Below are 24,143 nucleotides of genomic sequence, written 5' to 3' on the forward strand. Positions count from 1 at the left end.
CAGCAACGTGTTCGCATTCGCGCCCGACCGCCGCGTGATCGTTGCCTCCATGCCCGAAGGCGACAGGTTCGCCCCCGCCATCAGCCACTGGCCGAGAGGGGAGCCGCTATGGTGATCCGCGCCTACATCCATGGCGAGTTGAACGAGGTGGTGTGGGAGGCAACGTTCACCTCGCACCTACCGGCCGAGTTCACCGCTGCCTTCCTGGTCGGCCTGGCCGCAAAACCCCACTCGCCCCCGAACGCGACGAACCGGCACCACCCGCACTCACCGACCAGTGAACCTCCAACGGCGGCCCGGTCACCCGGGCCACCGACCCACCCGGCCAGATGTCCGGTTTGAGTGGATGGAAAGGGTGCCCCAGAAACCGTGATCGTCCCGGCTCGGCCCCGCGAGCCAACATGGGAAAGAAACGGGCGGGGCACAGCGAGGTGTTCTCGCGTCTGAGCTGGTCACGGTGGGTGGTTCGCGTGGGACTCGAACCCACAACCTACGGATCAAACGCCCGCTGGGACCGTATCAATCCGGATCTTGAAGGCCGGGCAGTGCCGTTCTGTCCGCACCTGGCCCAATTCCGGTGCCAGGCCGTATCGCCGCGTGCCGTCCCGTACCGATCCCGCCGAGCCAACAACGAGCCAACAACGAGCCAACACCGATGATGACACCCAGGTGGGCTCCCGGAGATCCGCGAGACTCAGGCCCAAGCCACTCACGGTCGGTGCGGGTGGCCTCGGGCTTCAGTGCGGCCAAAGCGCGTGGGCGGCGGCCGGCCGGCCGGGTTCTCTCGGGCGACGGCTCCGGTCCGCGGGTCGAGGAGGTCGCGGTTCGCTGTCGGGTGCTCGAAGTCGAACAGGTGGGTGAGGGCCAGAGGGAATGCCTCGCACACCATTTCCTGGGCGGACCGCCTTGGCGGTGCGTGGCAAGGCCGCAGCGGCAAGGGGCTCATCGCCCTCCTTGGGAGCGGTCCCGTTCGTTTGATCAACGGGCCTTGCCGGTCGGCCGCGTGGACCGCGAGCAGGGCGATGAGCGCCGCGTAGCCGAACCCGCCCGCATAGCCGCCCACCTGGTGCAGTCCCGCCTTTGGCCAAGGCCATGGGCAGGCCGCTCAACGCGGCCAGCGGGACGTCGGCCACGGCGGTAGACCCATCCCTTGAATCGGGGAAGGCGTCGCAGGACCAGCACCACCGCGCAGGGCTTCCAAAGGCCCAGGACGGCAGCGGCATAGGGCGGGTAGCTCAGCTGCTGTTCCAGGACATCGCGGACGTAGTCGATCCGCGGGAGGTCCCCAAGCCGCCCGCGAACGACTCGGCCGCGTTGATCGCGGTGGCGGCGCAGTACACGATGCTGCGACTGCGCGGGTAGATGGAATCGACGGCGCGAATCATCGGGTGCTGTGCTCCATGCCCCGTGCGCGTGTCGGCGCGGCGCTGCTGTCCCCCTGCGGGCGTATGAGGTCTTTCCAGCTGGCCGGCCAGTTCGCCAGGGCGACCATGGTCATGATCACCAGGTGGACGGGGGCCGAGACCTCTTCGTACAGGGCCGCGTCATCGATGAGGTGCGTGGTGACCGCGGCGGTGAGGAGGAAGACCAGCCCCGCGGCACCGATGAATCTGAACCGTTTGGATGGGATGACCAGCAAGATCGCACAGATCAGTTCGATGGCGCCGGCGACGAATCTGAACCAGGCGGGAAACCCCCACTCAACGAACTTCACCGAGTACGCCGGGCCGAAGAACGTCGGGCCGGGCCAGAACTTGGTGACGAAGCCGACGGCGAATTCTGCGGCCAGGACCCAGTAGAAGGCTGTGCGCAGCCAAGACGGGATACGTGCGGACATGCTTCCTCCGATGGGAACAGGTCACACCCGCGACGTTTCGCGAGTCATAGACATTGACTGGCTGCGACGGAGGAATGTGACCGATGAACGAGCACGATTTTCTGACCGACCGGTTCGAGGAGCATCGCGGGCGTCTGCGTGCGGTGGCCTACCAGATCCTCGGCTCCGCGGCCGAGGCCGACGATGCCGTCCAGGAAGCCTGGCTCAGGTTCAACCGGTCCTACACCAGCGAGGTGGAGAACCTGCGCGGGTGGCTCACCACCATCGTCGCCCATGTGGCGCTGACCATGCTGCGCTCACGCACCGCCCGGGGCGAGGATCCATTGGACGTGGCCCTGTTTCAACCAGCCCAACGCAACGGACGACACAGACATCGATCCCGAGCACCATGCGATCTTGTCCGACTCGGTGGGCCTCGCACTACTGGTGGTGCTGGACACGCTGGCTCCCAACGAGCGCCTGGCCTTCGTGCTGCACGACGTCTTCGCCGTGCCGTTCGAGGAGATCGCTCCCATCGTCGGCCGGACGCCCGCCACGGCCCGAAAACTCGCCAGCCGAGCCCGACGCCGCATCCAGGTCGCGGCACCGTCCCCCGGCACCGACATGGCCCGGCAACGGGAGATCGTCCGTGCTTTTCTCTCCGCTTCACGACGCGGCGACTTCAACGCGTTGCTCGATCTGCTGCACCCAGACGCCGTACTCCGCGCCGACAACGCCGCCATCGGTCTGGGCTCCTCTGGGCTTGCCCATGGCGCCTCGGCGGTCGCCGACACCCTCTCCGGCCGCGCCCTCCACGCACGCCTAGCACTGATCGACGGGGTCCCCGGCGCAGTGTGGACTCAGGCCGGCCGACCACGCGTGGCCTTCGCGTTCACGACCTTCGCCGGCAGAATCACCGAGATCAAACTGATCGCGAACTCCGAGCACCTCCACACGCTCGATCTGGTGATGATCAACGCCTGATCGGTACCAGCGGTCTCGGGGACATCGCGGTCGTTTTACCCTCATCCAGCGCCGCCGGGGCCCGTTGAAACCATGATGCGCCGCCTGAACACCGGCACGTGGGGGAGCAGCAATCGCCCCAGCACTCTGAACGCCCTCGGGCGGCGCCGAAGCCGGCCGTGTCGGAAACGATCGAGTCCAGGGCCTGAGCTGGACCGCTCAAGTCGTGTTCCGACGTCCACGACCCGTACCGCCAGATCTCGGACGTCGGCCGCGAACCCGCGCGTTGATCTGTTCGATGCCAAGGTCGGCGGCGAGCGAGGTTCAGGCCTCGCGGCCGGAGCGACGCGCGACGGAGGCGCCCAACGGGGCTTGCTCCGATGATGGCCATGGCGGTCATGGTGCTCTCTTCCAATCGGTGATGCGCGGGTAGCGGGCAGCGCCGTCAGCGGCGCAGGAGTCTGAGGATGGTGGTGCGGGCTGTGTCGGCGACCATCGGCTCGACGTAGCCGCTGTGGCGGCCGTACTTGGTGCGGTACGCGTTGTCGACGCGGTCGTAGACCGCCGGGTCGTCCTCCTCGGTGAAGGTGACGTCCCGGCTCACGCCGCCCGCGGGGACATGGCCGCCATGGGTGAAGCGTGCGTCGGTGAACCAGGCGCCGCGGCTGCCCCGCCAGGACCGAACGAACAGGTCGTCGCCGTCGCGGACCACCCAGATGGTGGTGGGTGCGCGGTGGGTGCCGTCGCGGCGTCGCGGCGTCACGGCGCGATCCGGTTCAGGTCGTCGTTGGTCCAGTTGGTCATGGTGTTCCCCTTCACGGTGTCTCTCCAAGGTGGATGATCGGCGGCCCGACAGCGAGCCCGCCCACAGCAGCAGCGCGGCGAACAGCAGCGTGTAGCCGTCCACCACCCACTGCAGCCCGGTGATTCCGCCGCCCAGGTCCCGGGTGATCGAGGGCAGGGCCACGTTCACGATCACCGCGTCCAGCGTGATCACAAAGAACCCGAGCACCGCGGCGGCCGGCGCCGCCCGCGAGCCCGAACGCTCCAGCCCGCCGCAGCCGCTGGTCGCGGGACGGTCCACGACGCAGTTCGCAGAGCAGCACATCGGGCGGCGCAGCCAGCGGTTTGGACATCAGGGAAGCTCCACACCGATAGGGCTTGGGACGATCGGGTGAACCCCGGCCGGATGGCCCACCGTCCCCCTGCTCGCGCAGCGAGGGACCGTCCACCAACCGCCATTCCCCCACGTAATCGCAGGTCACGCAGATGCGGCAGGTTCTGGTCCTCCGGGTGACAACAGAACCCCCAGCTTCACCCTGGCGGCCAGAGCGTGGTGGTCGTGGACAACCGGAGCGAAGTGCGCGAGTTCCTGGCCACCCAACTTCCTGGCCACCCGACGCGCCGAGCAGCCTGCGCCGCGAAGAGGTCGCGCTCCTCGCCGGGTTCAGCATCGACTACTACACCCGGCTGGAGAAGGGGAACCTGAGCGGTGTGTCGGAATCGGTCCTGGACGCCGTCGCCCGCGCCCTGCAACTCGACGAGGCCGAACACGCCCACCTGCACGATCTGGCCCGCGCCGCCAACACCCGCCCCGGACGCGCGCGCCCCGCCGACGGCGGCCGCAGGTGCGGCCCAGCATCCAGCGGCTCCTGGATGCCATGGCCACCGCGTCCGCATTCGTCCGCAAGGGGCGCCTGGACGTCCTAGCCACCAACGGGCTCGGCCGCGCTCTCTACTCACCCGCCTTCGAGGGAACGCGGACACCACCGGTGAACCTGGCCCGCTTCGCCTTTCTGGATGCGCGGGCTGCCGACTTCTATCCCGACTGGGACGAGGCCGCCGACACCACTGTCGCGCTGCTGCGCGCCGAAGCCGACCGCGACCCCCACGACCGCACCGTGTCGGACCTGGTCGGTGGACTCGCCACGCGCAGCGATGAGTTCGGCGCCCGCTGGGCCGCGCACAACGTCCGGCTGCACCGCACCGGCCATAAAACGCTTGCACCACCCCGCCGTCGGTGACCTTGACCTGGCCTTCGACGCCCTGGCGCTGCCCAACGAGCCAGGCCTCACCCTGACCGCCTACACCGCCGAGCCCGACACCCGCTCGGAAGAAGGACTCCGGCTGCTCGCCAGTTGGGCGGCCACCCTCGCCCCGCCCTCCGGCACCGAAGCCGACACTGAGGGCGACAGGCAGGCCGCCAACCAAGCTGAGGCTACGACCAGACAGCCGAACCGGGCAGTCCCTGAACCATCGCCCCCAGGGACGATCGCTTGCCCCTGAGGTCGCCCGCTACGCCGAGAACCCGTGGAGCTCAAGTCCGTCGCCCCAACCGCCAAAGCGCCGACACAGGCGTTCGCCGGCGACGTCTATGTCACCCCGGTCTACAAAGGAGAAGACCCGTCACGGATGATCGTCAGCCTGGTCAGGTTCACTCCGTGCGCGCGCCATCTGGCACTCCCACGCCGTCGGGCAGACCCTGCACGTCACCGAAGGGATCGGCCTGGTCCAGACCCGCGACGGCAAGACCATCGTCATGCGGCCCGGCGACACCGTCTACACCCCGCCCGGTGAGGAGCACTGGCACGGCGCCATCATCGACAACTTCATGAGTCACCTGGCCTTGCTCGAAGGTGTTGACGGCGGCAACGGAACCACCTGGCTCGAACCCGTCACCGACGAGCAGTACAACGCCGCCAAGCAGCGGTGAACCGACCGACCATCAACCAGCCGGCGACGAACCGTGAACCCGGTGGGCGATCGAGGAATGCCTCCAGGCCGCCAAGAACGAGGACCACTACCAGGTCAGACGCTACGCCGGCTGGCACCGGCACATCACCCTGGCCATGCTCGCCCCCGCCTACCTCGCCGTCACCGCCGCCCACGCCCCAAAAGCACCCGTGGCCTGGCCCCCTCAACCCAGCCGAGATCCGCCGTCTCGTGGCACACCTGACCAGCGCCGCCCACCGCACCCTCGCCCACGCACTCGCCTGGTCCGACCTCCGCCGCACGCTCCAGGCCCGCACGTCGACACGGCGTCCCCAGGCCCGAGTTACCGGGTTGATTCACCAGGTCACCTGTAGTGAGTTCAAGCCGAACACCACGCTGAGGACCCGGAAGTCCACCTGCTCATACGGCTCGGCCAGAGCGAGGCCGGGGAACCGCTGGAGCAGGGCGGGGAAGGCGATGCGCATCTCCATCCGCGCCAGCGGCGCCCCGAGGCAGTGGTGCACACCATGGCCGAACGCGACATGACCGGCGACCTCCCGGGTGACGTCGAGTCGGTCCGGGTCGCCGACCAGGGCGGAGTCACGGTTGGCGGCGGGAAGCGAGCAGATCACCAGCGTGCCCGCGGGGATGACCTGCCCGGCGATCTCCACCTCGGTCGTGGTGGTGCGTGGCGGAGGGGACTGCGAGATGGACAGCCACCGCAGCAGCTCCTCGACGGCCGGCTCGACCCGCGCCGGGTCCTCGCGGATCACCGCCAGCTGGTCCGGGTGCCGCAGCAGGGCCAGGATGCCCAGTCCGAGCATGTTCGACGTGGTCTCGTGCCCGGCCAGCAGCAACTGTCCGGCGACACCGATGAGCTCGTCGGTGCTGAGATCGTCGGCATGCTCACGCACCAGCATGCCGAGCAGGTCCTGGCCCGGGTCGGCCTGCGCGCGGGCGACCAGGTCGGCCAGGTAGGCGCGCTCCTCCCGCCGCACCGCGGTCAGCTCCTCTGCCGACAAGGAGGTGTCCAGCAGTTGTGCGGAACGATCCTGGAATCCGGCGCGGTCGGCGTACGGCACGCCCAGCAGCTCACAGATCACCAAGGACGGGACCGGTAGGGCGAAGTTCGCCATCAGGTCGGCCGGCCTGCCGGCCCGTTCCAGATCGTCCAGGGCGGTCTGCACGATCTCGACGATCCGCGGTTCGAGCCGGCGTATCCGGTGCTGGGTGAACTCCGAGGTGAGCATTCGGCGCAGCCGGGTGTGCTCGGGCGGGTCCAGCCCGATCAGTTGCCCGGCGCGCATCCTGGCCAGCTCGTCGGGGTGCAGCGCGCCGGCTCCGCGGAGCGGGGTCAGCGCGCTGCTGAATCGTGCCGGATCCGCGAGCACCCGGCGGACGTCCTCCTGGCGGCATACCAGGTATCCGGGCAGCCCCCAGGGCGTCTCCACCCGGACTACGCCCTCGCCGTCGCGGGCCCGGGCCAGTTCCTCGGCCGGATCGAACCCGTTCCGCCGCATCTGCAGCGGCACTTCGTTCGGCTGCGTCATCGTCCATCCGTCCTGTGATCGATATTCAGCGGTCAGTCCGATCGGGGTTGGGAGGGTTATCGCTCATATCCAGGAGACGAATGAGTAGCTGCTTGAGGGACGCTCCTCTCCGCCAAAACCTCCGCACCACACCGGCGGCAAGAACAGCGTGCTCGTACACCGCCGGTGACAGGCCTGCTCGATCGTTGATTGGATGTCAGGCGAGGTCCGGGGATCCCCGTCTCCTGCCCCGCCCGGGATGGTCACCAGCCGTACGGACCGAATCGTCCCCAACCGACGAACGCCGCGAGCACCAACAAGATGGCGGTGACCGGCACTCCGGACGGCTCCTTACGGCGGACGTGCATGGCCACCGCCAGGAGCATCAAGGTCGCCAGCCCGGTCCCGGCGATCGGGGTCAGGACGGGGGCGATTCCGATCGCGGCCGGCGCGATCAGTCCGATCGCGCCGAGCAGTTCCACGACACCGATGAATCGCAGCGTTGCCGGAGAGACGTCCTTTACCCAGGCGTACTCGCCAGCTAGTTTGTTCTTCGGCTGGGTGAGTTTCTCCAGGCCGGACATGACGAAGATGGCCGCCAGGAGCGCCTGAACGATCCACAGGAACACGTTCATCAAAAGTCTTTTCTGTTGGCGTGAGAATCTTTTCACGAGCCGTCGGAGGTCACCCTCAGGCTCTCCGCCGCCAGGTCATGAAGGGCCTGCGGGGATCACTCCGAGCTGTCGCATCTGCGCGAGGACGTCGACGACCCCCCAGGTCTCGGTGACCCGCCCGTCCTCGAATCGAGCGATCATGATCTCCTTCCAGGTGACGGTCTTTCCGGTGGGCGGGATGCCCATGTACTCGCCCTGATGAGTTCCGCTCACGGTGTTCCTGGAGACGACTTTGTCCCCCTCGGCGATCACGTCCTCGATCGTGACGTGCAGGTCGGGAAAGGCACCGAGGAGCTTGGTGAACACCTCTTTGATCGCCCCGACTCCCGTCATTCCGATCGGCAAGGGAGTGCGGATCACAACGTCCGGGTCGAAGACCTCGTCGAAGGTCGCGGAGATGAGGTCCGCATCACCGCTGTTGACCGCCTGGCTCCCGCGGTGCCACGTCGCCTTGTTGATCGCCGTCTGGCCTTCTGACATGTGTTTCTCCTTGGATCGCCATGAACTTTCAGTGGTGGCCACGACTCACGGTGAGATCTGGCCGTCGGTGCGCGACGGCCCGTCGACCACTCGACGCGGACGGCGGTTGGAACGCCGCGGGGACGGCGCGTGGCGTTCCGCCGATCGAACAGGTCACCGATCCGCAGCTCTCCCCGCCCGCTGCCAATGCCACGAGCGTGGCATTGGTACGGACATCACCTACGTCGCCTTAGGTCCGGCCGTCTGCCGCCGATCACCACGGGATGGCCTGGACGAAGACACCGGCCCCGCTCCTCGTGCGGAAGGCGGGAGAAGTAGTCGCTCATATCCAGGCGACGAACGAACACGCCTCCAGGGGACGACCCGGGTCAGAAAAGTTCGAGGCGGCGGGTCAGGAACCTTCGCTCGGGGGGTGAGGTGGCCAGGTCGAGCGCCCGGCGATACGCGGATCTGGCCTCTGCGTCGCGGCCCAGACGCCGCAGCAGCTCGCCCCGGGTCGAATGGAAGTAGAGGTAGCCGTCCAGGTCGAGGCCATCGACCGCGCGCAGTGCCGTGGCGGGGTCGCCGGCCTGGGCGAGCGCCGCGGCGCGGTTGAGCTCGACCACCGGCGAGCCGGTGAGTTCGACCAGCCTCTGGTACATCGCGGCGACCTGGGTCCAATCGATCTCAGCTCGCGTCTGCAGCGAGGCGATCGCGGCCTGGACGACGTAGGGGCCGCGCCCGCCCAAGGCGATCGCCCGATCGAGCGCGGCCCGCCCAGCCGCGATCTGGCGCTCGTCCCAGAGCGAACGGTCCTGATCCTCGAGCAGCACGAGATCGTCACCGGAGAACCGGGCCTGCCGCCTGGCCTGGTGGATCATCATCAGGGCGAGCAGCCCATGTGCCTCCGGCTCGTCCGGCATGAGCGCGGCGAGCACTCCTCCAAGATGGATGGCTTCGGCGCCGAGGTCGATCCGACCGCTGTAGCCCTCGTTGTAGATCAGGTAGATGACGGCCAGCACGGCATCGAGACGGTCCGCCAGCAGATGTGCACTGGGCACCGCGAACGAGATCCCGGTCGCCTTGATCTTGGCCTTGGCCCGGGACAGGCGGCGCTTCATGGTCTCTTCGGAGACCAGGAAAGCCCGTGCGATCTCGGCGGTCTCCAGGCCGCCCAGGGCCCGCAGCGTAAGCGCCACCTGCCCCTCCAGCGGCAGCGCCGGATGGCAGCAGGTGAAGATCAGCTCAAGTCGTTCGTCCTTGATCCCGCTCTCGTCGAACTCGTCCATCGCAGCGGCCTCCGGCACCGTCAGCAGGGGGATCTTCTCGGCCAGGGTGCGCTCCCGGCGGATCCGGTCGATCGCCCGGTTGCGGGCCGTCGTCACCAGCCACGCACCCGGGGTGTCCGGCACGCCCGACACCGGCCAGCGCTCCGCCGCGATCGCGAACGCCTCCTGCGCGGCGTCCTCCGCCTTGTCGAAATCACCCAGGAACCCGACCAGCGAGGCCAGCACCCGGCCCCATTCCTCCCTGAAGGTCTTCTCAAGCACGCTCAGGGCCGGACCAACGGCCGTACCTCAACGGTGCCGCCGAGCCGGGCGGCCGGGATGCTCGCGGCCAGCTCAAGCGCCTCGTCCAGGTCGGCCGCCTCGATGATGCCGATTCCGCCGAGCACCTCCTTGGTGTCCGCGAACGGACCGTCGGTCATCAGCGTCCGGCCCCCGACCACGCGCACACTGGTCGCCGTCTCGACCGACTGCAGTTGCGCGTGGACGACGCAGCGGCCGTCATCGGCCAACGCACGATAGTCGGCGTCGACCACGTCACGGTCCGCATCGGACAACCCGTCATGGGAGCCGGGTTCGACGTAGATCAACAGGGCGTACTGCATCACAACCTCCAGGGCATTGGACTCTCACCCCTACGACGAACCAGCAGCCGCACATGGGACATCACCGACGCTCCGAATTCCGCCCCGGGCTCGTCGCCGATCCGGTGCGGGTCCACCCGGCCCCCGCCGCGGTCAGCATGTCGTTCCCGGGCCAACCGTCAGTTCGCGGGAGGAAGCTCCCCACCGGGACTCGGTATTGCGGTGGTGGCCTACTTCGTATGGAGGGTCCGCTGGCCTTGCCGGTACTCCTTTATGGCTGCAGGTCGTCGGCTCGTGGTGGCGGCTCAACCTGGGCGCATGGGAACTTCGAGGCGTGCAGGTGGGGTGTACCGGCGGTGCGGCTGTGAGGATCCGCAGACCGGTCGAGGGGTGGGCCGGGAGTGCCCGCGGCTTCAGGCTGAGCGCGGCCACGGGAGTTGGTATCTACGCTGGAGCTCGGCGCGGGGCTGGACGGGAGGCGTCGGCGGGTTCGGCGGGGCGGATACCGCTCCCGTTAGGCCACAGAGGAGGCGTTGGCGCGGTTGCGCGGTCCGACCTAACCGTGGGGCAGTGGCTGGCGCGATGGCTGCGCGAGCATCCGGGTGCCGCCTCAACCGTGGCCGGGTATTTCGGCCACATCCGCCTGTATCTGGCCCCGCATCTGGGTGGACTCCTGCTGGGCGAACTGACGGTGGAGCACGTGCGGGGAATGTTCGCGGCGATCGTCCACGACCACCAGGCCCAGGGACGACCGATTCGGCAGGCGACGGTGAACCGGATCCGCTCGACGCTTCGCAGCGCTCTGAATACCGCGCTCCGGGAAGGGCTGATCGCCGAAAACCCGGCGGCACGGCGGCCGCGGGCGGTGGTGTGGACCGACGCCCGCGTTGACGGACCGGGGAGCGGCCTGCGGTGGCAGTGTGGACCGCAGAGCAGACGCTGCGTTCCTGCATGCGATCGGCGAGCACCATCTCTACGCCGCCTATCATCTGATCGCGCTGCGTGGGCTGCGGCGTGGTGAGGCAGCGGGTCTGCGCTGGGTGGATGTGGATCTAGAGCACGGCACCGCGGTCATCTGTCAGCAGCTGCAGAGGCGGTACGGCCGTCTTCAGGCGTGCCCGCCCAAGACCGCGCACAGCGCTGGACCGCACCACCATCGCCGCCCTGCGGGCGCACCACGACCAGCAGCGTGCCGAGGCCGCCGCCCACGGGGACCGCTATCGCGCGACAACGGGTATGTGTTCACCAACCTCAACGGCGATCCGGTCTCCCTGGGGCGGCTCACGCACCTCTTCCAGAAGATGCTGGCCCAGCACCGGCTGCACGATCTCCGGCACGGCGCGGCCACGCTCGCGCTGGCGGCGGGGGTTGAGCTGAAGGTGGTGCAGGAGATGCTCGGGCGCTCCAGCATCGGGCTAACCGCCGACACCTACACCAGCGTGCTCCCCAAGGTCGCGCACACCGCCGCCGCCGAAACGACCGCCACACATGTGCTGCGGGCTGGCTGGCGAGTGCCCGGAACCAAACGGCGCCGACGACCTGCCGTGCTCAAGCGGCCCACCGCCGCACGTGCCGATAGCCGGTCGGCCGCGGCGCTTGCTGCGTGATTGAGAGCCTCCGCTCCCCCTCCTGTGACGTCTCCGCGGAAAGGGCCAACCGAACATCAGATCGCGCCCGGCGCCGAGGAGGTGGTCGGACGCCGGATCGCTGCTGCCCGGTCGCCGGTCTGATGGTGAGTCCCGTGGGACCCGGCGAGGCGTGTCTGAAGCCTGCTGTTCGTGGCCTCAGGTCGGCCTCAGGCGGGCCCCAGGCATGATCACGGGGATGCCCGCCTGGACGCGTTTGGGCTGGTCACACGGGGGTGGGTCGCGTGGGACTCGAACCCACAACCTACGGAATAAAGCCCACTGGGATAATTCCGGGGCGGCGTTTATGGTGCCGCGCCGTACCGTTCTGTCCGCGTCCGGCCCCATTTCGGTGCCAGGCCGTGTCACCGCATGCCGTCCCGTACCGATCCCGCGGAGCCAACAACGAGCCAACATGGCTGTCCGCGGCCGGCGTCACCGTCCTCCGTTGCTCTCCGGAGCAAGGAGTCCGCCACGAAACCAAGGTTCCTGATCGCGGCACAGGCGGCCACGGATGTCGGCGTCCAAGTCGGCCTGTCCGACCCGCCACATGCCGTAGGCCCTGCCCCGGAGATTTCGCATGTCGCGTCAAGCATCGTGGCTCATCGCTGCCGACCCTCAACGGCAAATTGCACCCGTCGCCCGCCCACCGCTGTGGCCGCCGCGGGGATCACCTCTGGAACGACATCGGGGGCACGTCGTCGGAGGGACCTCATGGTGGGCTGTCGCCGACGCACCACCAAGCGTATAAAAATCGGTGGCGTCGGAACAATTGGACATGTCGACTGCGCAACACGATTCTCAACGCCAAGGGCGGCTTCATCCACCCAGTGAAGGCAACTTCGCCCGATCATATTGAGAACCGATCGATTTCCAACGGGTGCCACCCGCGGCCCTAGATCGTTCTCAGCGTCAAATGGCTGTCCGTCGGTCTCCTGAGGACGCCTCGACCGAGACGGCGATGCTCTTCGGCGAGCTGTACCGGCAGCGGCGGCAAGTGGGGGTTTCGCGCCGAAACGACCAGGTCATCGACCTGTGGGGCGTGTTCTCCGTCGATCTACGACGCTGACAACCCGACCGAGACCGCGATGCTCTTCGGCGGGCTGTACCAGCAGCGACTACTGGTAGAAGCGCTGCGCCGTCGGGCCAGGGGTACGCCTCGGGGTTGGTCGGCATCGCCATGGACTTCTGTGTCAACGTCGGCGGCGCTGACAGGTCGGCGCTCAGGCGGCCCCTGCTTGCACATCGGGGCCTCCTGTCGCACGTACCTGCCGACTACGGCGAATGGAGGCGAAGTGTCCGAGCACAGCAACCCCGCAGAGGAGCCGACGCCACGGCGCGCAGGCCGGGGAGACGACACCACCAAGCTGCTGATCGTGGTCAATGCGGCCCTTATCGGCGTGCCGGCCGCCTACGCCACGTCCCAGTCAGTGCCGGTCACCGTGATCGCCGCGGTGGTCGCGATCGTCCTGGTCTTCCTGAGTAGCCGACACCGGTGAGTGCCTGGAAAGCCGTCTCAAACCTGCCGGAGGCGGCTTTGTGGCGGCTGTCGCCGGCCGATGTGGAGCTGCTGGTCACCCTGCCCGAGGAAGAGCCGGCCAAGCTCGACGCCATCGCCTCCCGAGGCGCGCGAGAACGTTATTCTCCATTTTTGATGATGTGCTTATCAATGACCTCCGGAGGTACGGTGAGGCGGCTTTCCACCTAGCCGTACCTCCGGGAGCATGATGAGCAATGAGATCGTCGCGCCCATTCTGCCGTGCGTCGACATCGACGAGATCGTCGACTTCTACCGCATGCTCGGTTTCGAGCGCATCTACCGGCAGACCCGCCCCAACCCCTGTGCAGCCGTCCGGTACGGCGCCATCGACCTGCATTTCGCCGGCATTCCCGGCTTCGACCCTGAGCAGTCGTATGGCTCCTGCATCATCGGCGTGGACGACACCGCCGAGCTCTTCGCGGAGTTCGCAGCGGGCATGCGCGCGGTGCACGGGAAACTGCTGCTGTCGGGCATCCCCCGCATAACCCGCCCGCGCCGGCGCAAGAACGCCGGGAACTCCTCGGGCTTCAGCATCGTCGACCCCGGCGGCAACTGGATCCGTGTCTTCCAGCGCCAGGACACCGACGCCCCGCCTCCCGCGACCGACCCCCTCGCCCGCGCCCTGGAGAACGCCGTCGTCCTCGGCGACTCCAAGGGCGACGTCGGCCAGGCCGCCAAGATCCTCGACGGCAGGCTCGCCAAGTCCGACTCCGCGACACCGGTCACCACCCTGGCCGAGGCGCTCGTCTACCGCGCCGAACTGGCGCTCCGCCTCAACGACACCGACCGCGCCGAAACCGTCCTCACCCGACTGCGCGCCCTCGCCCTGACCGACGCCCAGAGCGAATCGCTCACCACGACCCTCGCCACCGCCGCCGAACTGGAGCACGACATGGGGTGCCGTTAACCGCCCTGCCATGGGCCGCAGGTCCGGCTCGTGGGAGGACTTCGAATCCACCTGGCGGCTGGTGTATCGTCCAGGCGCCGGGCACAGATTTGCATAGGCAAGTTCCCCGGCGGGGAAGCACAAGGGCCTCCTACCTGCTGAACGATGGCCAATCGCGTCGGTAGGAGGCCCTTCCTCCTGCTAGAGGAGGCCGCCGGGACCGCCCCGGAACGTCTGCCAGACGATCCAGATGCCGAGCTTTGCCATCTCGATCGTCGTGCGAATCTTCCAGAAACGTATTTCGGGGTCCCGCTTCGAACGATCACCCATGGGTGCTCGCTCCCTTCCCCGGCCAGTTGGCCGATGCTCGCGTCGCCGGTCCATCCGGCAATTGCAGCGGATGGGAAGCTAGCGAGCCGGATCGGAAGCTACTGGCTCCCCCGGTTGCAGGGCAACCTGACCACTGGCCACTGGGGACGACCAGCGTCACAACAACGACGCCGCGTTTGTTGGGCTCTACAACGCGAGTGACGCTGAGATACGCTGCAGTTTATGCGTCGCTACGACGCTAAAAATCCCCCCAAAACGGATGGGATCACGCTTTGACCAGGTGAAACAGGTAGTACAGCGTTAGTTCAAATTTTGCTCGGATGCTGAAATTCTGACGATCCAGCCGGTCATCGGGCCGATCCTCGGACCTACTCGCCTGGTGCCAGGGTCCAGCCATCCTCGAATCTTCCCCGCCCTCCGGGCGGGGGAAGAACTCGTACCAACCATTTCGCTTGCTCAACCGACCACGCGGCACAGGAGGTGGCACCCGAGCAGCCGGCCAGGATCGAGCCCTGCTGGGCGTCACTGGCCGATCTACGGCACTGGGCCGACCTGACCGGCCCAGCAGGCGGCGGCCGCCTGGTTCGAGTTCTCCCGCTGGTCGCTGCTGCGCGCGGAGAAGAGCGGCCGGATCCCGATGTTCCACCACCGTGCGGTCTTCATCGCCAACGCCGTCGCCGCCTACGACCGTCCCTGCGGCATCGTGCCGGGCGCCCTGCGACGCACCGAACTCCGCGCCCAACTCGTCGGCCTGCTGCTGGCACCGCCGCTACTTTGCGCTGCCGCCCGCACCCGCAGCTCTCGACCACTGCCGCGCCCTCGCCGCCCGCACCACCGCCCACCCCCAGGCCGACGCGCTCGCCCCGGACGACGCGCCGCACACCGGAGAGCATCTCGCCCGTCCTCTTCCCGCTCGTCCGCCACCTCACCGCAGCGGGCGGCGGCGCCGCACTCGCACGGCGCATCCTCGGCATGTGAGCACGTGCTCCGTTGAACGCCCGTGCGATCAAGGGAGCAGAAGAGCCCAGCCTGGCGGGGTCTCTAGTCAGACACAGCAGGGCCTGGCTCGAACGCCCACCCACCGCAGTGGCCGCATCTGGTGACCTTGCGGTGGCGCCACGCCAGGTAGCCCTCGACGGTCAGACTGACGGGCCACATGTGCGAGATCCAAACGAGTACAGCGAGTACAGCATTGAGTCTTGGCCAACGACGAGGAAGTTGGTTTCGTCGTTGCAGTCGCAGCTGAGGACTCCACGCACTCGTCCTGCCCTGTTGAACCCGTAGAGGACGGCGCCGCCGAGTACGAACACGACCACGCCGGCGCAAATGCTCATGCCACCACGGTAGGTGCAATGTCTCTAGCCGACCGAGAGTGTCCCGATAACGGCAGTGGCCGGCTGTCGCCCAGAAGGTGACCGCCTTGCGGATGCGCGTGTTGCAGCTGGCGCTCGCGCGGTCACGGACTTGGAAGGCAGGACAAGCTCAGCCGAGAAGTCTGGCGATGAGTTCCTCGCGCGCGCAGACGCCGGTCTTGCGGTAGATCGATTTGAAGTAGTCGTTGACGGTGTGGGGAGACACCTCCAGACGCCGGGCGATCTGTTTGGTGGCCATGCCCTGCAGAACGTGCCCGACGATCGCGCTTTCCCGAGGGGACAGGCCATGCCACAGCGCCATCGCCGGCAGCAGTTCGGTGCCGGTTGCCGGTTGGATCGTCACGGCCACCGCGCCTGGTCCTGCGCCGATCATGGGCTGGGCACGCAAGGCGATCCATCCGCGCCGGGTGGGGACGCGGGTCAGGCGGGGCGCACCCGTCCCGCGCGTCGCCTGGGTGAGGTTCCAGACGGTGCTCTCCAGCAGCGCATGCGGCTGGACGAGCGCGGCGGTGGACACGGCGGCGGGCACGGTCCCCAACTCACCGATCCAGTCGCGCACGGACGGGGTGGCGGCCACGACCGTCTCGTCGGCTCCGACGACCAGCACTCCCGGTGGCCGGTCCAGACTGCTGGGCTCCAGCGGCCGGCCGGACACATAGCGCTTCATCGCGGCGACAACGCTCCTGCCCAGCCGCTGGACGCGCGCCGCCTCGACCGCCGAGAACGGCCGGGCCCTCCGTGCGCGTACCAGGACCAGGCCGCCCCAGGTGACCCCTGCGCCGACCAGCGCGACACGCAGTTCACTGCCGACGCTCTCCCCGGCCATCACCGCGCGCATCGAGGGACTGCGGCAGGGCCCGGGACCATCGGTATTGAGCACCGCCGCACGGTGCGGGCCATCGACCAGCCGCTCAAAGGTGACGGGATGCTCGCCTTCCGATCGGTCGCCCAGAGTCAGCCGGCGGGCGGCCGCAGGGCTGTAGCCGTGCTCTCTGGCAAGGAAGGACCCGGCGCCGGTGACCGGGTCCACTGCGGCGAGCATGTACCCGTCGTGCGGCACCACCCGCCCGATCCACTGTGAGATCGCCGTACCCAGCTCCGCATTGGTGCCGGCCTCTGCCGCAGCCCCGATCACCGCGGCGCTCGCTCCCCCTGTCACCCGGGCAGTATCACGCGACACGCTGATCGGTATCCCTGGCCCACCGGCCTGGCTCTCTGGGAGGCGACGGGAACGTCACCATCACGACCCGGCAGGACCGGCCCGCCTCACCAGCGCACCAGAACCAACAACACGAGCCGGAGGGTGAAGCAGCCGACGTATCACGGCCACCCCCTAAATCAGGGGGTACTGCGGCCGCCTGCCGATGCGCGAGCGTGGCTGGTGCACGGAGCCCTCACATACAGGAGGCATCATGACCATCAAGCTCAAGCTCGCCGCCGCCGCCCTCACCCTCGCTGCAGGGACAAGCGGCCTGGCCCTGGCCCCCAGCGCCGCCCTCGCCGCGCCCGCGGCACCGACCTCCGCGCCGAGCAGGGCGCTCGCCGCGCCCGCCTTCAACGCCAGCGGCACCTACCAGCTCTTCCAGAGCAATGGGGCCGCCCCGCGGGTCAACGTGACCCAGGACGGCAGCGGCAGGCTCTTCGGGTCCGCATCCTTCGGCGACACGGTCGGGACGATCGAGGAAGGAGCGGTCGAGGGCACCTCCATCTCCTTCACCATCGGATGGTCCAGCGGGGCCCGGGGACGCTACGTCGGCTCGCTGGGCTCCGACCGGCGCCTGACCGGCGTCACCTTCGACCTGACCCATCCCTCCAGCCAGGCGACCTGGTTCACCAACCGCACCTTCTGAGACCAGCACTCACTGTCGACCGCGTCCCGCCAGGCCCGGGCATGAGCAAGAACAAGGGTCCGGGCACATGGTCGGGGGACGCGCGGGCCGCCCCTGCTCCCTTGATCGCCGTCTGTTCAGGCGTTCTCTCCCGGACGCGTCCCCAGGGCCAAAGCGGAGATCTCGGCGCAGGTCACGGGGCGTACACAGCGGCGCTGCTCCCTTGATCGCCCGCCTGGTCAAGGGAGCAGGACCTGGGGACTCCCTGGATCATCCGAGTGGTTACCGGAGCGGCGCGCCCTGGCAAGCCCCCAAACGGACTGGGGAAAGGGGGTCGCCGGGATGCACGGGCTGCCGCGGTTGGACGGTGATGCGCTGCGACGCACGCGGCACGCCCGCGGTCGGCGCCTGGATGCACTGGCGGCGACCGTGGGCAGCGGCACGACCCGCCAGCAGCTGATCGACTACGAGCCCGGTGCGCGCCGCCCCGATCCGCCCCGGCCAGCGGCGCTGACCGGGGCGCTGGAGGTGCACCCGAGCAACTGGCCGGGATCGAGCCCTGCTGGGCGTCACTGGCCGATCTACGGCACTGGGCCGGCCTGACCGCCCAGCAGGCGGCCCCCTGGTTCGAGTTCTCCCGCTGGTCGCTGCTGCGAGCCGAGCAGACCGGCCGGATCCCGATGTTGCACCACCGCGCTGTCTTCATCGCCAACGCCGTCGCCGCCTACGACCGCCCCTACGACATCGTGCCGGGCGCCCTGCGACGCACCGAACTCCGCGCCCAGCTCGCCGGCCTGCTGCCGGCACCGCCGCCCTACTTCGCACTGCCGCCCGCACCCGACGCCCTCAACCGCCGCCGCGCCCTCGCCGCCCGCACCACCGCCCACCCTCAGGCCGACGCACCGCACACCGGAGAGCATCTTGCCCCGCCCTCTTCCGGCTCGTCCGCCGCTTCGCCGCGGCGGCCGGGGCAGGCGCCGCGCTCGCACAGCGCATCCTCGGTGTGTGAAGCGCGCGTGCTCCGTTGAAGGCCCCGTGCGTATCAAGGGAGCTTCAGCCTCAAGCCGCGGTAGTGGCCCGCGGGGAGGATCGGAACGGCCAGTAGCGGCTCGTCCGCGAGGATGGGGCGGGCCCCCGTTGGCCGTCGTACGGCCAACGGGGGCTTCTGCCCCTGGTGACACGGACCTGAGTCTCGGGCCTCATCGGCTGGCCAGAGGGCTCGGTCGCCATCAGCATCGTTCGGTTGCTGCTCAAGCTCCGCAACCCGCCCGCCTCTCCACCGCCCCCGGCCGAAACCCGCCTGGTCAATTCCCGGCTCCGAGCCCCGGCTCCGCGGGACGCTCCTCGACCCACGTGCGCTCGTCGGTCCATGCCACCGGTTGGAGGTCGTCGAGCGTCATGCCGCGGACGCCGGTCATCACCGTGCCTCGCAGGTTCGCGCCGCTCAGGTCGGCGTCGAGCAGGTCCACACCGTCCAGGCGGACGCCGCGGAGGTCGGCGTCGACAAGGTCCGCACCGCTCAGATCCACCTCGTGCAGGGTCACGTCGCAGAGATAGAGGCCGTGCAGGTCCGCTTCGCGCAGGTCGGCGCCGCTCAAGTTCGCGCCGATCAGGACCGTGCGGCTGAGGATGGCGCCTTCCAGCCTCGCGCCGCTCAGGTCGGCGTACGCCAGATGGGCGTTGCGCAGATTCGTGTGGCGTAGGTCCGCCTCGCACAGTTCCGCCGCGTACAGGTGGGCGTAGCTCAGGTTCAGGCCGCCGAGACGCGCCCGGCTGAGGTCGAGGCCGCTGAGGTCGAGCCAGTGGTGCTGGCGTGGCACGCGGCCCAGCGCGGTGAGCGCAGCCTGCACATCGGCCTCGGGTCCCGCCGTCTGCCGGGGGCGGGGGACCGTCGGGAGCATCAGCCGGTCGTCCAGCCGGGAGGCCGGGGCGCGGCGGCGGACGAACGCCTCCAGCGCCCGCGCCGGCCCTTCGAGCGGGGACGGCGAGTCGTCGGCCAGGCGCATCAGCGCGTCGATGCCGTCCAGCCGGACGCCCATCTCCGCCGAACCGAGCCGCTCCACCGCCCGCGCAAGTGTCCCCACCAGACCATGATCGGACATAGCCGTCGTGCCGTCATGACGGTACGACGGCATGACGGCGGTTGCTCTACGGCTGGCGGGTGCGCAGGCGGCGGCCACGCTACCGACAGGCGTCGCTGCAGTAGCGGCGGGACGTCCGGTCGGGGCGGGCTGCGGCTGGTGGTCGCAGCCGGGGCCGGCGCACCCCGGCCGCTGGCGCTGCGTGGCGATGGTGATCTGGTCGGCGAGCGCGGCCAAGCGCACGGCCTCGGGGTCGGGTGGGGCAACTACTCCAGCGAGGCCCGCACCGCACGGCGGAGCTGGTCAGCGATGTCCTCCAGGACCTGGGCGGCGGGCAGCAGCCGGGCCGAGCGTCCCCGGATGCGCTGCGGGTGTTCCAGTCCGGCAGCGCGGCCGCGGCGACCCGCCGGGCCAGCTCGACGCACCGCTGCGACAGCGCCTCCAGCTCCTGCGAAGCCGACGGGTTGGTCCGACCCAACCGGGCGATCTCCTGCTCGGTGCCCGGGCGTTCGGCCAGGCGCCGCCGCGTCAGCTCAGCCTCGGCCGCGCGGGCCAAAGGCTTCAGCTGCCGCACGAGCTCGTCGATGACGTCGAGATCCACCGACGCACAAGCCGTGCTGAAGAATCATCCGGGCGCGTTTGGTGGTGTAGTCACTGCGCTTCAGCGCACCACGCACCTGCCCGCTTGTTGGCCATGTACAAGCCGACGGCCGCCGATACGGGCGACCTGACCGCCGCCCGCTCCCACGGCATCATCGACGCGCTCACCCAACGGGCGATCGCGTGCTACGCCGACAAGGGATACCTCGGCGCCGGCAGCGCCATCGGCACGCCCTACCACCGCCACAAGCACCGCAAGTTCGGCCGCCGCAAGAAGCTGTTCAACCGGCACCATGCCAAGACCCGCTCCGTCGGGGAGCAGGGCGCCGCCGCCCTCAAACGCCGGCACATCCTGCGCCACACTCGCTGCTCACCAGCCCGGCTGACCACCATCGTCCAAGCAATCCTCACCCTGCACCATCACGCCAGCCGAGGTTGGAAACAGTTCCATGGTCACCATCCCTCGCCACCTGGCCGAAGCGGGCATGCCCGACACCGTGTTGGGCGTGCTTCGCAACGCCGGGTGCCGCATCGAAACCGGCACCGGCAACGTGTTCGCGTTCGCGCCCGACCGCCGCCTGATCGTGGCCTTCATGCCCGAGGCGACAGGTTCGCCCCCGCCATCAGCAACCTGTCCGTATGGGAACCGCCACGGGTGATCCGCGCTTACATCCATGGCGAGTTGAACGAGGTGGCAGGGGAGGCAACGATCACCTCGCAGACACCGGCCGAGTTCATCACCGCCTTCCCGGTCGACCTGGTCCGCAAAACCCCACTCGACCCCGAACGCGACGAACCGGCACCACCCGCACTCACCGACCAGTGAACCCCCAACAGCGGCCCGGCCACCCGGGCCGCCAACCCACCCGGCCAGATGTCCGGTTTGAGTGAATGGAGGCGGCGCTCGGAAACCATGATCGTCCCCGGTCCGGCCCCGCGAGCCAACATGGGAACGAAACGGGACGGAACGGATGGGGAGCAAAGCGGAGCGTTCTCGCGTTTTCCCTGGTCAAGATGGGTGGGTCGCGTGGGACTCGAACCCACAACCTACGGATTAAAAGAGCGCCAACGGTGGTGCCGCGTGCCGTTCTGTACGCGTTCAGCCCCATTCCGGTGCCAGACCGTGCCGTCGCGCACCGATCCCGCCGAGCCAACAACGAGCCGGCATGGCTGTTCGCGGCTGCTGTGCGGTCGAAGCCGAATCCCACTATCCCGGCAAGGGCACTCCGGTTCCGATCCAGGCAGGCGACGTCGCCACCATCGACCGGTACGGCTACATCCGCATCGTCGACCGCACCGAAGGATCTCGTGAAGTCCGGCGGCTCATGGATCTCCTCGGTCGAACTCGAGAACGAGATCATGATCCACCCTGACGTGGTGGAACCGGTGGTCATCGGCATTGCCGACTCCCGATGGGGCGGGTGTCACGTCCCGGATGCGGTTCTGGGGTGCTTCTACGGCGCGGGGGTGCCATGGCACTCCGCCTCGACGTCAGAGACTCTCTTGCCGTCGTGCGCGGCCGCCGGTCCGGGGGGGGCCATGGGCGAACGGAGCGGCCTGGATGTCGTAGAGCACGCGGTAACGGCTGTCCGGGTCGGACAGGAGCTCGTGCGGGGTGCCGCTTTCGACGAGGCGGCCCTTGTGGAGAACATGGACGAGGTCGGCGTGCTGGACCGACGCCATGCGGTGCGTGATGAGCACGACGGTCTGGCCGCGGTCGGCCACCGCGCGGATGTGGTTGAAGGTGTGCTCCTCGGCCTTGGCGTCCAGGGCGGCGGTGGGCTCGTCCACGATGAGGACGTCGGCCTCGCGGTAGTGGCCGCGGGCGATCCCCAGGCGCTGCCACTGGCCGCCCGAGAGTTGCACGCCGCGGACGAAGGTGCGCGAGAGCAGGGTGCGCCAGCCGTGGGGGAGGTCGTCGACGAAGTCGGCGCCGGCGTCCTCGGCGGTCGAGAACAGCCGCCGCTCGTCGACAGGGTGCCCGGTGCGGGAGATGGCGACGTTGACCGCCGCGGTCATGGGCCAGCGCACGTGGTCCTGCTGGATGAGGGCGAAGCGGGCGAAGATCTCGGCGCGGTCGGCGGTGGCCGCGTCGACGTCGTCCCAGTGGATACTGCCGGTGTCGGCCAGATACAGCCCGCACAGGAGTTTCGCCAAGGTGGTCTTGCCGCTGCCGTTCTCGCCGACCAGGGCGACGATACGGCCGGTGGGCACGGTCAGGGTGACGTCGTGAAGAGCAGGATGCGGGCTTCCGGGGTAGGTGAACGTGAGGTTCCGCACCCGGATCGCCTCCACCTTGCGCGGCAGCGGACCTCCACCCGTGCGGATCAGGTGTCGGGCGGATTCGGCGAGGAACCGGCGCAGGTCCGCCACGTGCAGCGATTCGCGATGCAGGACGTTGATCCGGCTGACCAGGTTCTCCAGCGCGGTGGAGCCCTGGCGGATGGCCAGGACCGCCGTGCCCGCGCCGGCCAGGGCCAGAGCGCCCGACCACAGCAGACCGGCGAGGAGACCGTAGGTCGCCACGGCGATCAGGCCGGTCAGGGAGGAGGCGGTGATTCTCAGGCGGGCGGTGAGCCGGGCGAGGCGGTCCTGCTCCGCTTCCTCGGCCTCGGACATCAGCCGGTGGTGCTCCAGGAGGAAGGGACCCGCGTCATGGACCCGGACCTCGGCGGCGGCGTCGGTGCCGGTCAGCAGATCGGCGACCGTGCCCGCGGCCCGGTCGTACTGCAACCAGCGGTGAAAGGACTCGTACCGGTGCCTCGCGACGGTCAGCGTCGCCCACATGCCCGGCAGCACCATCACCGCGAGCATCAGCACGAGCAGCCAGTGCAGCCGGGCGAGTACCCCGCCCATCGCGGCCAGTGAGAACAGCAGGCCGATCACCGTGACGGACTGCTCGACCATCCGGCGCGCGGAGACCGCCGACAGCTTCGCGCTTTCGAGCAGCCGGTGGAAGGCGTGGTCCTCAAGGGCGACCATCTCCACGCGGCTGGAGCGCTCAAGGTAGCTATGGCGCACCAGCCGCTCCACGCGCGGTCCCAGCGGCTCGCTGAACCGGGCGGAGACCGCTGTGCACACCGCGCCGACCGCGGCCACGGCGGCGAGGAGGACCGCGATCGGGATCACCGAGCGGAGCCGGGCGTCCATCGTCCCCCCGGCGAGCAGCGCGGCCAGCGCGGCGTTGACGCCGAGCAGTCCCACCGCCCGCGCGGCCCCGCGACACAGCTCGGCCGCCAGCACCGCGAGGACCGCTCCGCGGTCCGCCCGCCAGGCGAGACCGGCCGCCGCACCCAGCAACCGGGGCAGCGCCGCGACGCTCTGCCGGGCACCGAGCTTGAACCAGTCGCCGTCGTGCCGCGTCCAACTCGCGTCGTACAGCAGCCGTCCTCCGAACAGCTGCTCCTCCGAGGCCGACGGCGGCGGCCCGTCCCCCGCCGTCCGCCGGGACCCGCGCCGCGCGGCCCATCGCTTGCGCACGAATATCTCCTCCGGGGGGCCGGGCATATCCGGCTGCTCGGACATGCCCGGCCGGTCGGTGACGCGCCGGGAGAGCGGACGGGCCGTTACGGTCGAGCCGCCCTCAGCAGCAGCCGGGGACAGGCTGGTTGTCCGACCACATCGTTATAGGGCATGTGCACGACGAGCCGTTCACGTTGCAGCAGCTGTAGAGGCCGGTGGGACCGGCGCTCGGGGTGTGCTGATCGAGAATCGCCGACACGCGGATATCGAGGTCGAAAAGGTCCTCGTCGTCGGGGGCGAGGGTGATCGCTTCTGTGGTCAACTTGCCAATCCTTTCCTGTGGGGCCGGGAACCTGTCCTCAGGTTATCTGCGCCCGGTTGCCGGGTGGTGTTG

General features: G+C 69.0%; 30 protein-coding genes and 2 pseudogenes. 18 read left to right on the plus strand and 14 right to left on the minus strand.

The genetic code is table 11. The features are described 5' to 3' along the window. Positions 1-1,080: 1,080 nt before the first annotated feature. A complete protein-coding gene (locus ACZ466_RS17520; protein WP_464043881.1) occupies positions 1,081-1,362 on the plus strand; it encodes a hypothetical protein in 282 nt (93 codons plus the stop codon). Positions 1,363-1,381: 19 nt separating this feature from the next. On the opposite strand, the gene ACZ466_RS17525 is transcribed toward ACZ466_RS17520, so the two are convergent. After that, a complete protein-coding gene (locus ACZ466_RS17525; protein ID WP_378280127.1) occupies positions 1,382-1,837 on the minus strand; it encodes a DoxX family protein in 456 nt (151 codons plus the stop codon). Between the two features lie 83 nt (positions 1,838-1,920). Here ACZ466_RS17525 and ACZ466_RS17530 point away from each other — a divergent pair. Continuing rightward, a pseudogene (locus ACZ466_RS17530) lies at positions 1,921-2,082 on the plus strand (sigma factor); the annotation flags it as partial. Positions 2,083-2,233: 151 nt separating this feature from the next. Next, positions 2,234-2,800, plus strand: a complete 567-nt coding sequence (locus ACZ466_RS17535; RefSeq protein WP_378280129.1) for a sigma factor-like helix-turn-helix DNA-binding protein — start codon at positions 2,234-2,236, stop codon at positions 2,798-2,800. A 424-nt stretch (positions 2,801-3,224) separates the two neighbouring features. On the opposite strand, the gene ACZ466_RS17540 is transcribed toward ACZ466_RS17535, so the two are convergent. Next, positions 3,225-3,863 (minus strand): DUF2255 family protein, encoded by a 639-nt coding sequence (locus ACZ466_RS17540; RefSeq protein WP_378280131.1) that lies wholly within the window; start codon positions 3,861-3,863, stop codon positions 3,225-3,227. Positions 3,864-4,048: 185 nt separating this feature from the next. On the opposite strand from ACZ466_RS17540, the gene ACZ466_RS17545 reads away from it, so the two are divergent. The 5 genes and pseudogenes from ACZ466_RS17545 to ACZ466_RS17565 all read left to right on the plus strand — a co-directional run. Next, positions 4,049-4,489, plus strand: a complete 441-nt coding sequence (locus ACZ466_RS17545) for a helix-turn-helix domain-containing protein (protein WP_378280133.1) — start codon at positions 4,049-4,051, stop codon at positions 4,487-4,489. After that, positions 4,441-4,803, plus strand: coding sequence for an MmyB family transcriptional regulator (locus ACZ466_RS17550; RefSeq protein WP_378280135.1), 363 nt, complete (start codon positions 4,441-4,443; stop codon positions 4,801-4,803). Before ACZ466_RS17545 ends, ACZ466_RS17550 begins: the two co-directional genes overlap by 49 nt. After that, positions 4,718-5,065, plus strand: a complete 348-nt coding sequence (locus ACZ466_RS17555; RefSeq protein WP_378280447.1) for an MmyB family transcriptional regulator — start codon at positions 4,718-4,720, stop codon at positions 5,063-5,065. Before ACZ466_RS17550 ends, ACZ466_RS17555 begins: the two co-directional genes overlap by 86 nt. 253 nt (positions 5,066-5,318) lie before the next feature. Further along, positions 5,319-5,492, plus strand: a complete 174-nt coding sequence (locus tag ACZ466_RS17560; protein WP_378280137.1) for a cupin domain-containing protein — start codon at positions 5,319-5,321, stop codon at positions 5,490-5,492. A 40-nt stretch (positions 5,493-5,532) separates the two neighbouring features. Then, positions 5,533-5,735: pseudogene (locus ACZ466_RS17565) on the plus strand (IS701 family transposase); the annotation flags it as partial. Positions 5,736-5,847: 112 nt separating this feature from the next. On the opposite strand, the gene ACZ466_RS17570 reads toward ACZ466_RS17565, so the two are convergent. The 5 genes from ACZ466_RS17570 to ACZ466_RS17590 all read right to left on the minus strand — a co-directional run bounded on the left by ACZ466_RS17570 (position 5,848) and on the right by ACZ466_RS17590 (position 10,044). Next, positions 5,848-7,041, minus strand: coding sequence for a cytochrome P450 (locus ACZ466_RS17570; RefSeq protein ID WP_378280139.1), 1,194 nt, complete (start codon positions 7,039-7,041; stop codon positions 5,848-5,850). A 242-nt stretch (positions 7,042-7,283) separates the two neighbouring features. Continuing rightward, entirely contained in the window at positions 7,284-7,655 is a 372-nt protein-coding gene (locus tag ACZ466_RS17575; protein WP_378280141.1) for a DoxX family protein, read from the minus strand. A 75-nt stretch (positions 7,656-7,730) separates the two neighbouring features. Beyond that, complete coding sequence (locus ACZ466_RS17580; protein ID WP_378280143.1) at positions 7,731-8,216, minus strand: ester cyclase; 486 nt, start codon at positions 8,214-8,216, stop codon at positions 7,731-7,733. A gap of 326 nt (positions 8,217-8,542) precedes the next feature. Further along, a complete protein-coding gene (locus ACZ466_RS17585; RefSeq protein ID WP_378280145.1) occupies positions 8,543-9,703 on the minus strand; it encodes an RNA polymerase sigma factor in 1,161 nt (386 codons plus the stop codon). Between the two features lie 2 nt (positions 9,704-9,705). Beyond that, positions 9,706-10,044, minus strand: coding sequence for a YciI family protein (locus tag ACZ466_RS17590; RefSeq protein WP_378280147.1), 339 nt, complete (start codon positions 10,042-10,044; stop codon positions 9,706-9,708). 541 nt (positions 10,045-10,585) lie between these two features. Between ACZ466_RS17590 and ACZ466_RS17595 the strand changes: the two genes are divergently transcribed. From ACZ466_RS17595 to ACZ466_RS17615, 5 genes are all read left to right on the plus strand, one after another. After that, a complete protein-coding gene (locus ACZ466_RS17595; RefSeq protein WP_378280449.1) occupies positions 10,586-11,044 on the plus strand; it encodes a hypothetical protein in 459 nt (152 codons plus the stop codon). Continuing rightward, positions 10,944-11,630, plus strand: coding sequence for a tyrosine-type recombinase/integrase (locus ACZ466_RS17600; RefSeq protein WP_378280149.1), 687 nt, complete (start codon positions 10,944-10,946; stop codon positions 11,628-11,630). Before ACZ466_RS17595 ends, ACZ466_RS17600 begins: the two co-directional genes overlap by 101 nt. Before the next feature lie 1,313 nt (positions 11,631-12,943). Next, a complete protein-coding gene (locus tag ACZ466_RS17605) occupies positions 12,944-13,147 on the plus strand; it encodes a hypothetical protein (protein ID WP_378280153.1) in 204 nt (67 codons plus the stop codon). Beyond that, the gene (locus ACZ466_RS17610; protein WP_378280155.1) at positions 13,144-13,356 is read left to right on the plus strand and encodes a hypothetical protein; all 213 of its coding nucleotides are present in this window, start codon (positions 13,144-13,146) and stop codon (positions 13,354-13,356) included. Before ACZ466_RS17605 ends, ACZ466_RS17610 begins: the two co-directional genes overlap by 4 nt. A gap of 16 nt (positions 13,357-13,372) precedes the next feature. After that, entirely contained in the window at positions 13,373-14,095 is a 723-nt protein-coding gene (locus ACZ466_RS17615) for a VOC family protein (protein WP_378280157.1), read from the plus strand. 180 nt (positions 14,096-14,275) lie between these two features. On the opposite strand, the gene ACZ466_RS17620 is transcribed toward ACZ466_RS17615, so the two are convergent. From ACZ466_RS17620 to ACZ466_RS17630, 3 genes are all read right to left on the minus strand, one after another. Beyond that, the gene (locus tag ACZ466_RS17620) at positions 14,276-14,404 is read right to left on the minus strand and encodes a hypothetical protein (RefSeq protein ID WP_378280159.1); all 129 of its coding nucleotides are present in this window, start codon (positions 14,402-14,404) and stop codon (positions 14,276-14,278) included. Between the two features lie 534 nt (positions 14,405-14,938). Then, positions 14,939-15,067, minus strand: coding sequence for a hypothetical protein (locus ACZ466_RS17625; RefSeq protein ID WP_378280161.1), 129 nt, complete (start codon positions 15,065-15,067; stop codon positions 14,939-14,941). 819 nt (positions 15,068-15,886) lie between these two features. Next, positions 15,887-16,936, minus strand: a complete 1,050-nt coding sequence (locus ACZ466_RS17630) for a helix-turn-helix transcriptional regulator (protein WP_464043882.1) — start codon at positions 16,934-16,936, stop codon at positions 15,887-15,889. Between the two features lie 253 nt (positions 16,937-17,189). Here ACZ466_RS17630 and ACZ466_RS17635 point away from each other — a divergent pair, with 253 nt between their 5' ends. The 3 genes from ACZ466_RS17635 (at position 17,190) to ACZ466_RS17645 (ending at position 18,634) form a co-directional block, all read left to right on the plus strand. Continuing rightward, the gene (locus tag ACZ466_RS17635) at positions 17,190-17,627 is read left to right on the plus strand and encodes a hypothetical protein (protein WP_378280164.1); all 438 of its coding nucleotides are present in this window, start codon (positions 17,190-17,192) and stop codon (positions 17,625-17,627) included. Positions 17,628-17,948: 321 nt separating this feature from the next. Beyond that, entirely contained in the window at positions 17,949-18,209 is a 261-nt protein-coding gene (locus ACZ466_RS17640; RefSeq protein ID WP_378280166.1) for a hypothetical protein, read from the plus strand. Positions 18,210-18,286: 77 nt separating this feature from the next. After that, on the plus strand, positions 18,287-18,634 hold the full coding sequence (locus ACZ466_RS17645) for a hypothetical protein (protein WP_378280168.1): 348 nt from the start codon (positions 18,287-18,289) through the stop codon (positions 18,632-18,634). Positions 18,635-18,910: 276 nt separating this feature from the next. Here the strand turns inward: ACZ466_RS17645 and ACZ466_RS17650 are convergent, their stop codons facing one another. Both ACZ466_RS17650 and ACZ466_RS17655 read right to left on the minus strand, forming a co-directional pair. After that, positions 18,911-19,690 (minus strand): pentapeptide repeat-containing protein, encoded by a 780-nt coding sequence (locus tag ACZ466_RS17650; RefSeq protein ID WP_378280170.1) that lies wholly within the window; start codon positions 19,688-19,690, stop codon positions 18,911-18,913. Between the two features lie 263 nt (positions 19,691-19,953). Then, positions 19,954-20,112: a hypothetical protein gene (locus tag ACZ466_RS17655; RefSeq protein WP_378280171.1), complete on the minus strand. Its 159-nt coding sequence runs from the start codon at positions 20,110-20,112 to the stop codon at positions 19,954-19,956. Between the two features lie 269 nt (positions 20,113-20,381). Here ACZ466_RS17655 and ACZ466_RS17660 point away from each other — a divergent pair, with 269 nt between their 5' ends. Then, complete coding sequence (locus ACZ466_RS17660) at positions 20,382-21,113, plus strand: transposase family protein (RefSeq protein ID WP_378280173.1); 732 nt, start codon at positions 20,382-20,384, stop codon at positions 21,111-21,113. Positions 21,114-21,453: 340 nt separating this feature from the next. Continuing rightward, complete coding sequence (locus tag ACZ466_RS17665; RefSeq protein ID WP_378280175.1) at positions 21,454-21,660, plus strand: hypothetical protein; 207 nt, start codon at positions 21,454-21,456, stop codon at positions 21,658-21,660. A 118-nt stretch (positions 21,661-21,778) separates the two neighbouring features. Here ACZ466_RS17665 and ACZ466_RS17670 read toward each other — a convergent pair whose 3' ends face one another. Then, the gene (locus ACZ466_RS17670; RefSeq protein WP_378280177.1) at positions 21,779-23,767 is read right to left on the minus strand and encodes an ABC transporter ATP-binding protein; all 1,989 of its coding nucleotides are present in this window, start codon (positions 23,765-23,767) and stop codon (positions 21,779-21,781) included. A 103-nt stretch (positions 23,768-23,870) separates the two neighbouring features. Then, on the minus strand, positions 23,871-24,071 hold the full coding sequence (locus tag ACZ466_RS17675; protein ID WP_378280179.1) for a hypothetical protein: 201 nt from the start codon (positions 24,069-24,071) through the stop codon (positions 23,871-23,873). Positions 24,072-24,143: the final 72 nt, after the last annotated feature.

This window comes from Actinomadura rugatobispora (assembly GCF_055379765.1).

Coding starts and splice junctions, on each gene's coding strand:
- ACZ466_RS17525 (WP_378280127.1), bottom strand. CDS start 1,837: ATGTCCGCACGTATCCCGTCTTGGCTGCGCACAGCCTTCTACTGGGTC.
- ACZ466_RS17545 (WP_378280133.1), top strand. CDS start 4,049: ATGCGGCAGGTTCTGGTCCTCCGGGTGACAACAGAACCCCCAGCTTCA.
- ACZ466_RS17550 (WP_378280135.1), top strand. CDS start 4,441: ATGGCCACCGCGTCCGCATTCGTCCGCAAGGGGCGCCTGGACGTCCTA.
- ACZ466_RS17555 (WP_378280447.1), top strand. CDS start 4,718: ATGAGTTCGGCGCCCGCTGGGCCGCGCACAACGTCCGGCTGCACCGCA.
- ACZ466_RS17560 (WP_378280137.1), top strand. CDS start 5,319: ATGCGGCCCGGCGACACCGTCTACACCCCGCCCGGTGAGGAGCACTGG.
- ACZ466_RS17570 (WP_378280139.1), bottom strand. CDS start 7,041: ATGACGCAGCCGAACGAAGTGCCGCTGCAGATGCGGCGGAACGGGTTC.
- ACZ466_RS17575 (WP_378280141.1), bottom strand. CDS start 7,655: ATGAACGTGTTCCTGTGGATCGTTCAGGCGCTCCTGGCGGCCATCTTC.
- ACZ466_RS17590 (WP_378280147.1), bottom strand. CDS start 10,044: ATGCAGTACGCCCTGTTGATCTACGTCGAACCCGGCTCCCATGACGGG.
- ACZ466_RS17615 (WP_378280157.1), top strand. CDS start 13,373: ATGATGAGCAATGAGATCGTCGCGCCCATTCTGCCGTGCGTCGACATC.
- ACZ466_RS17620 (WP_378280159.1), bottom strand. CDS start 14,404: ATGGGTGATCGTTCGAAGCGGGACCCCGAAATACGTTTCTGGAAGATT.
- ACZ466_RS17625 (WP_378280161.1), bottom strand. CDS start 15,067: ATGAAGACCGCACGGTGGTGGAACATCGGGATCCGGCCGCTCTTCTCC.
- ACZ466_RS17635 (WP_378280164.1), top strand. CDS start 17,190: ATGACCATCAAGCTCAAGCTCGCCGCCGCCGCCCTCACCCTCGCTGCA.
- ACZ466_RS17640 (WP_378280166.1), top strand. CDS start 17,949: ATGCACGGGCTGCCGCGGTTGGACGGTGATGCGCTGCGACGCACGCGG.
- ACZ466_RS17645 (WP_378280168.1), top strand. CDS start 18,287: ATGTTGCACCACCGCGCTGTCTTCATCGCCAACGCCGTCGCCGCCTAC.
- ACZ466_RS17660 (WP_378280173.1), top strand. CDS start 20,382: ATGTACAAGCCGACGGCCGCCGATACGGGCGACCTGACCGCCGCCCGC.
- ACZ466_RS17665 (WP_378280175.1), top strand. CDS start 21,454: ATGGCTGTTCGCGGCTGCTGTGCGGTCGAAGCCGAATCCCACTATCCC.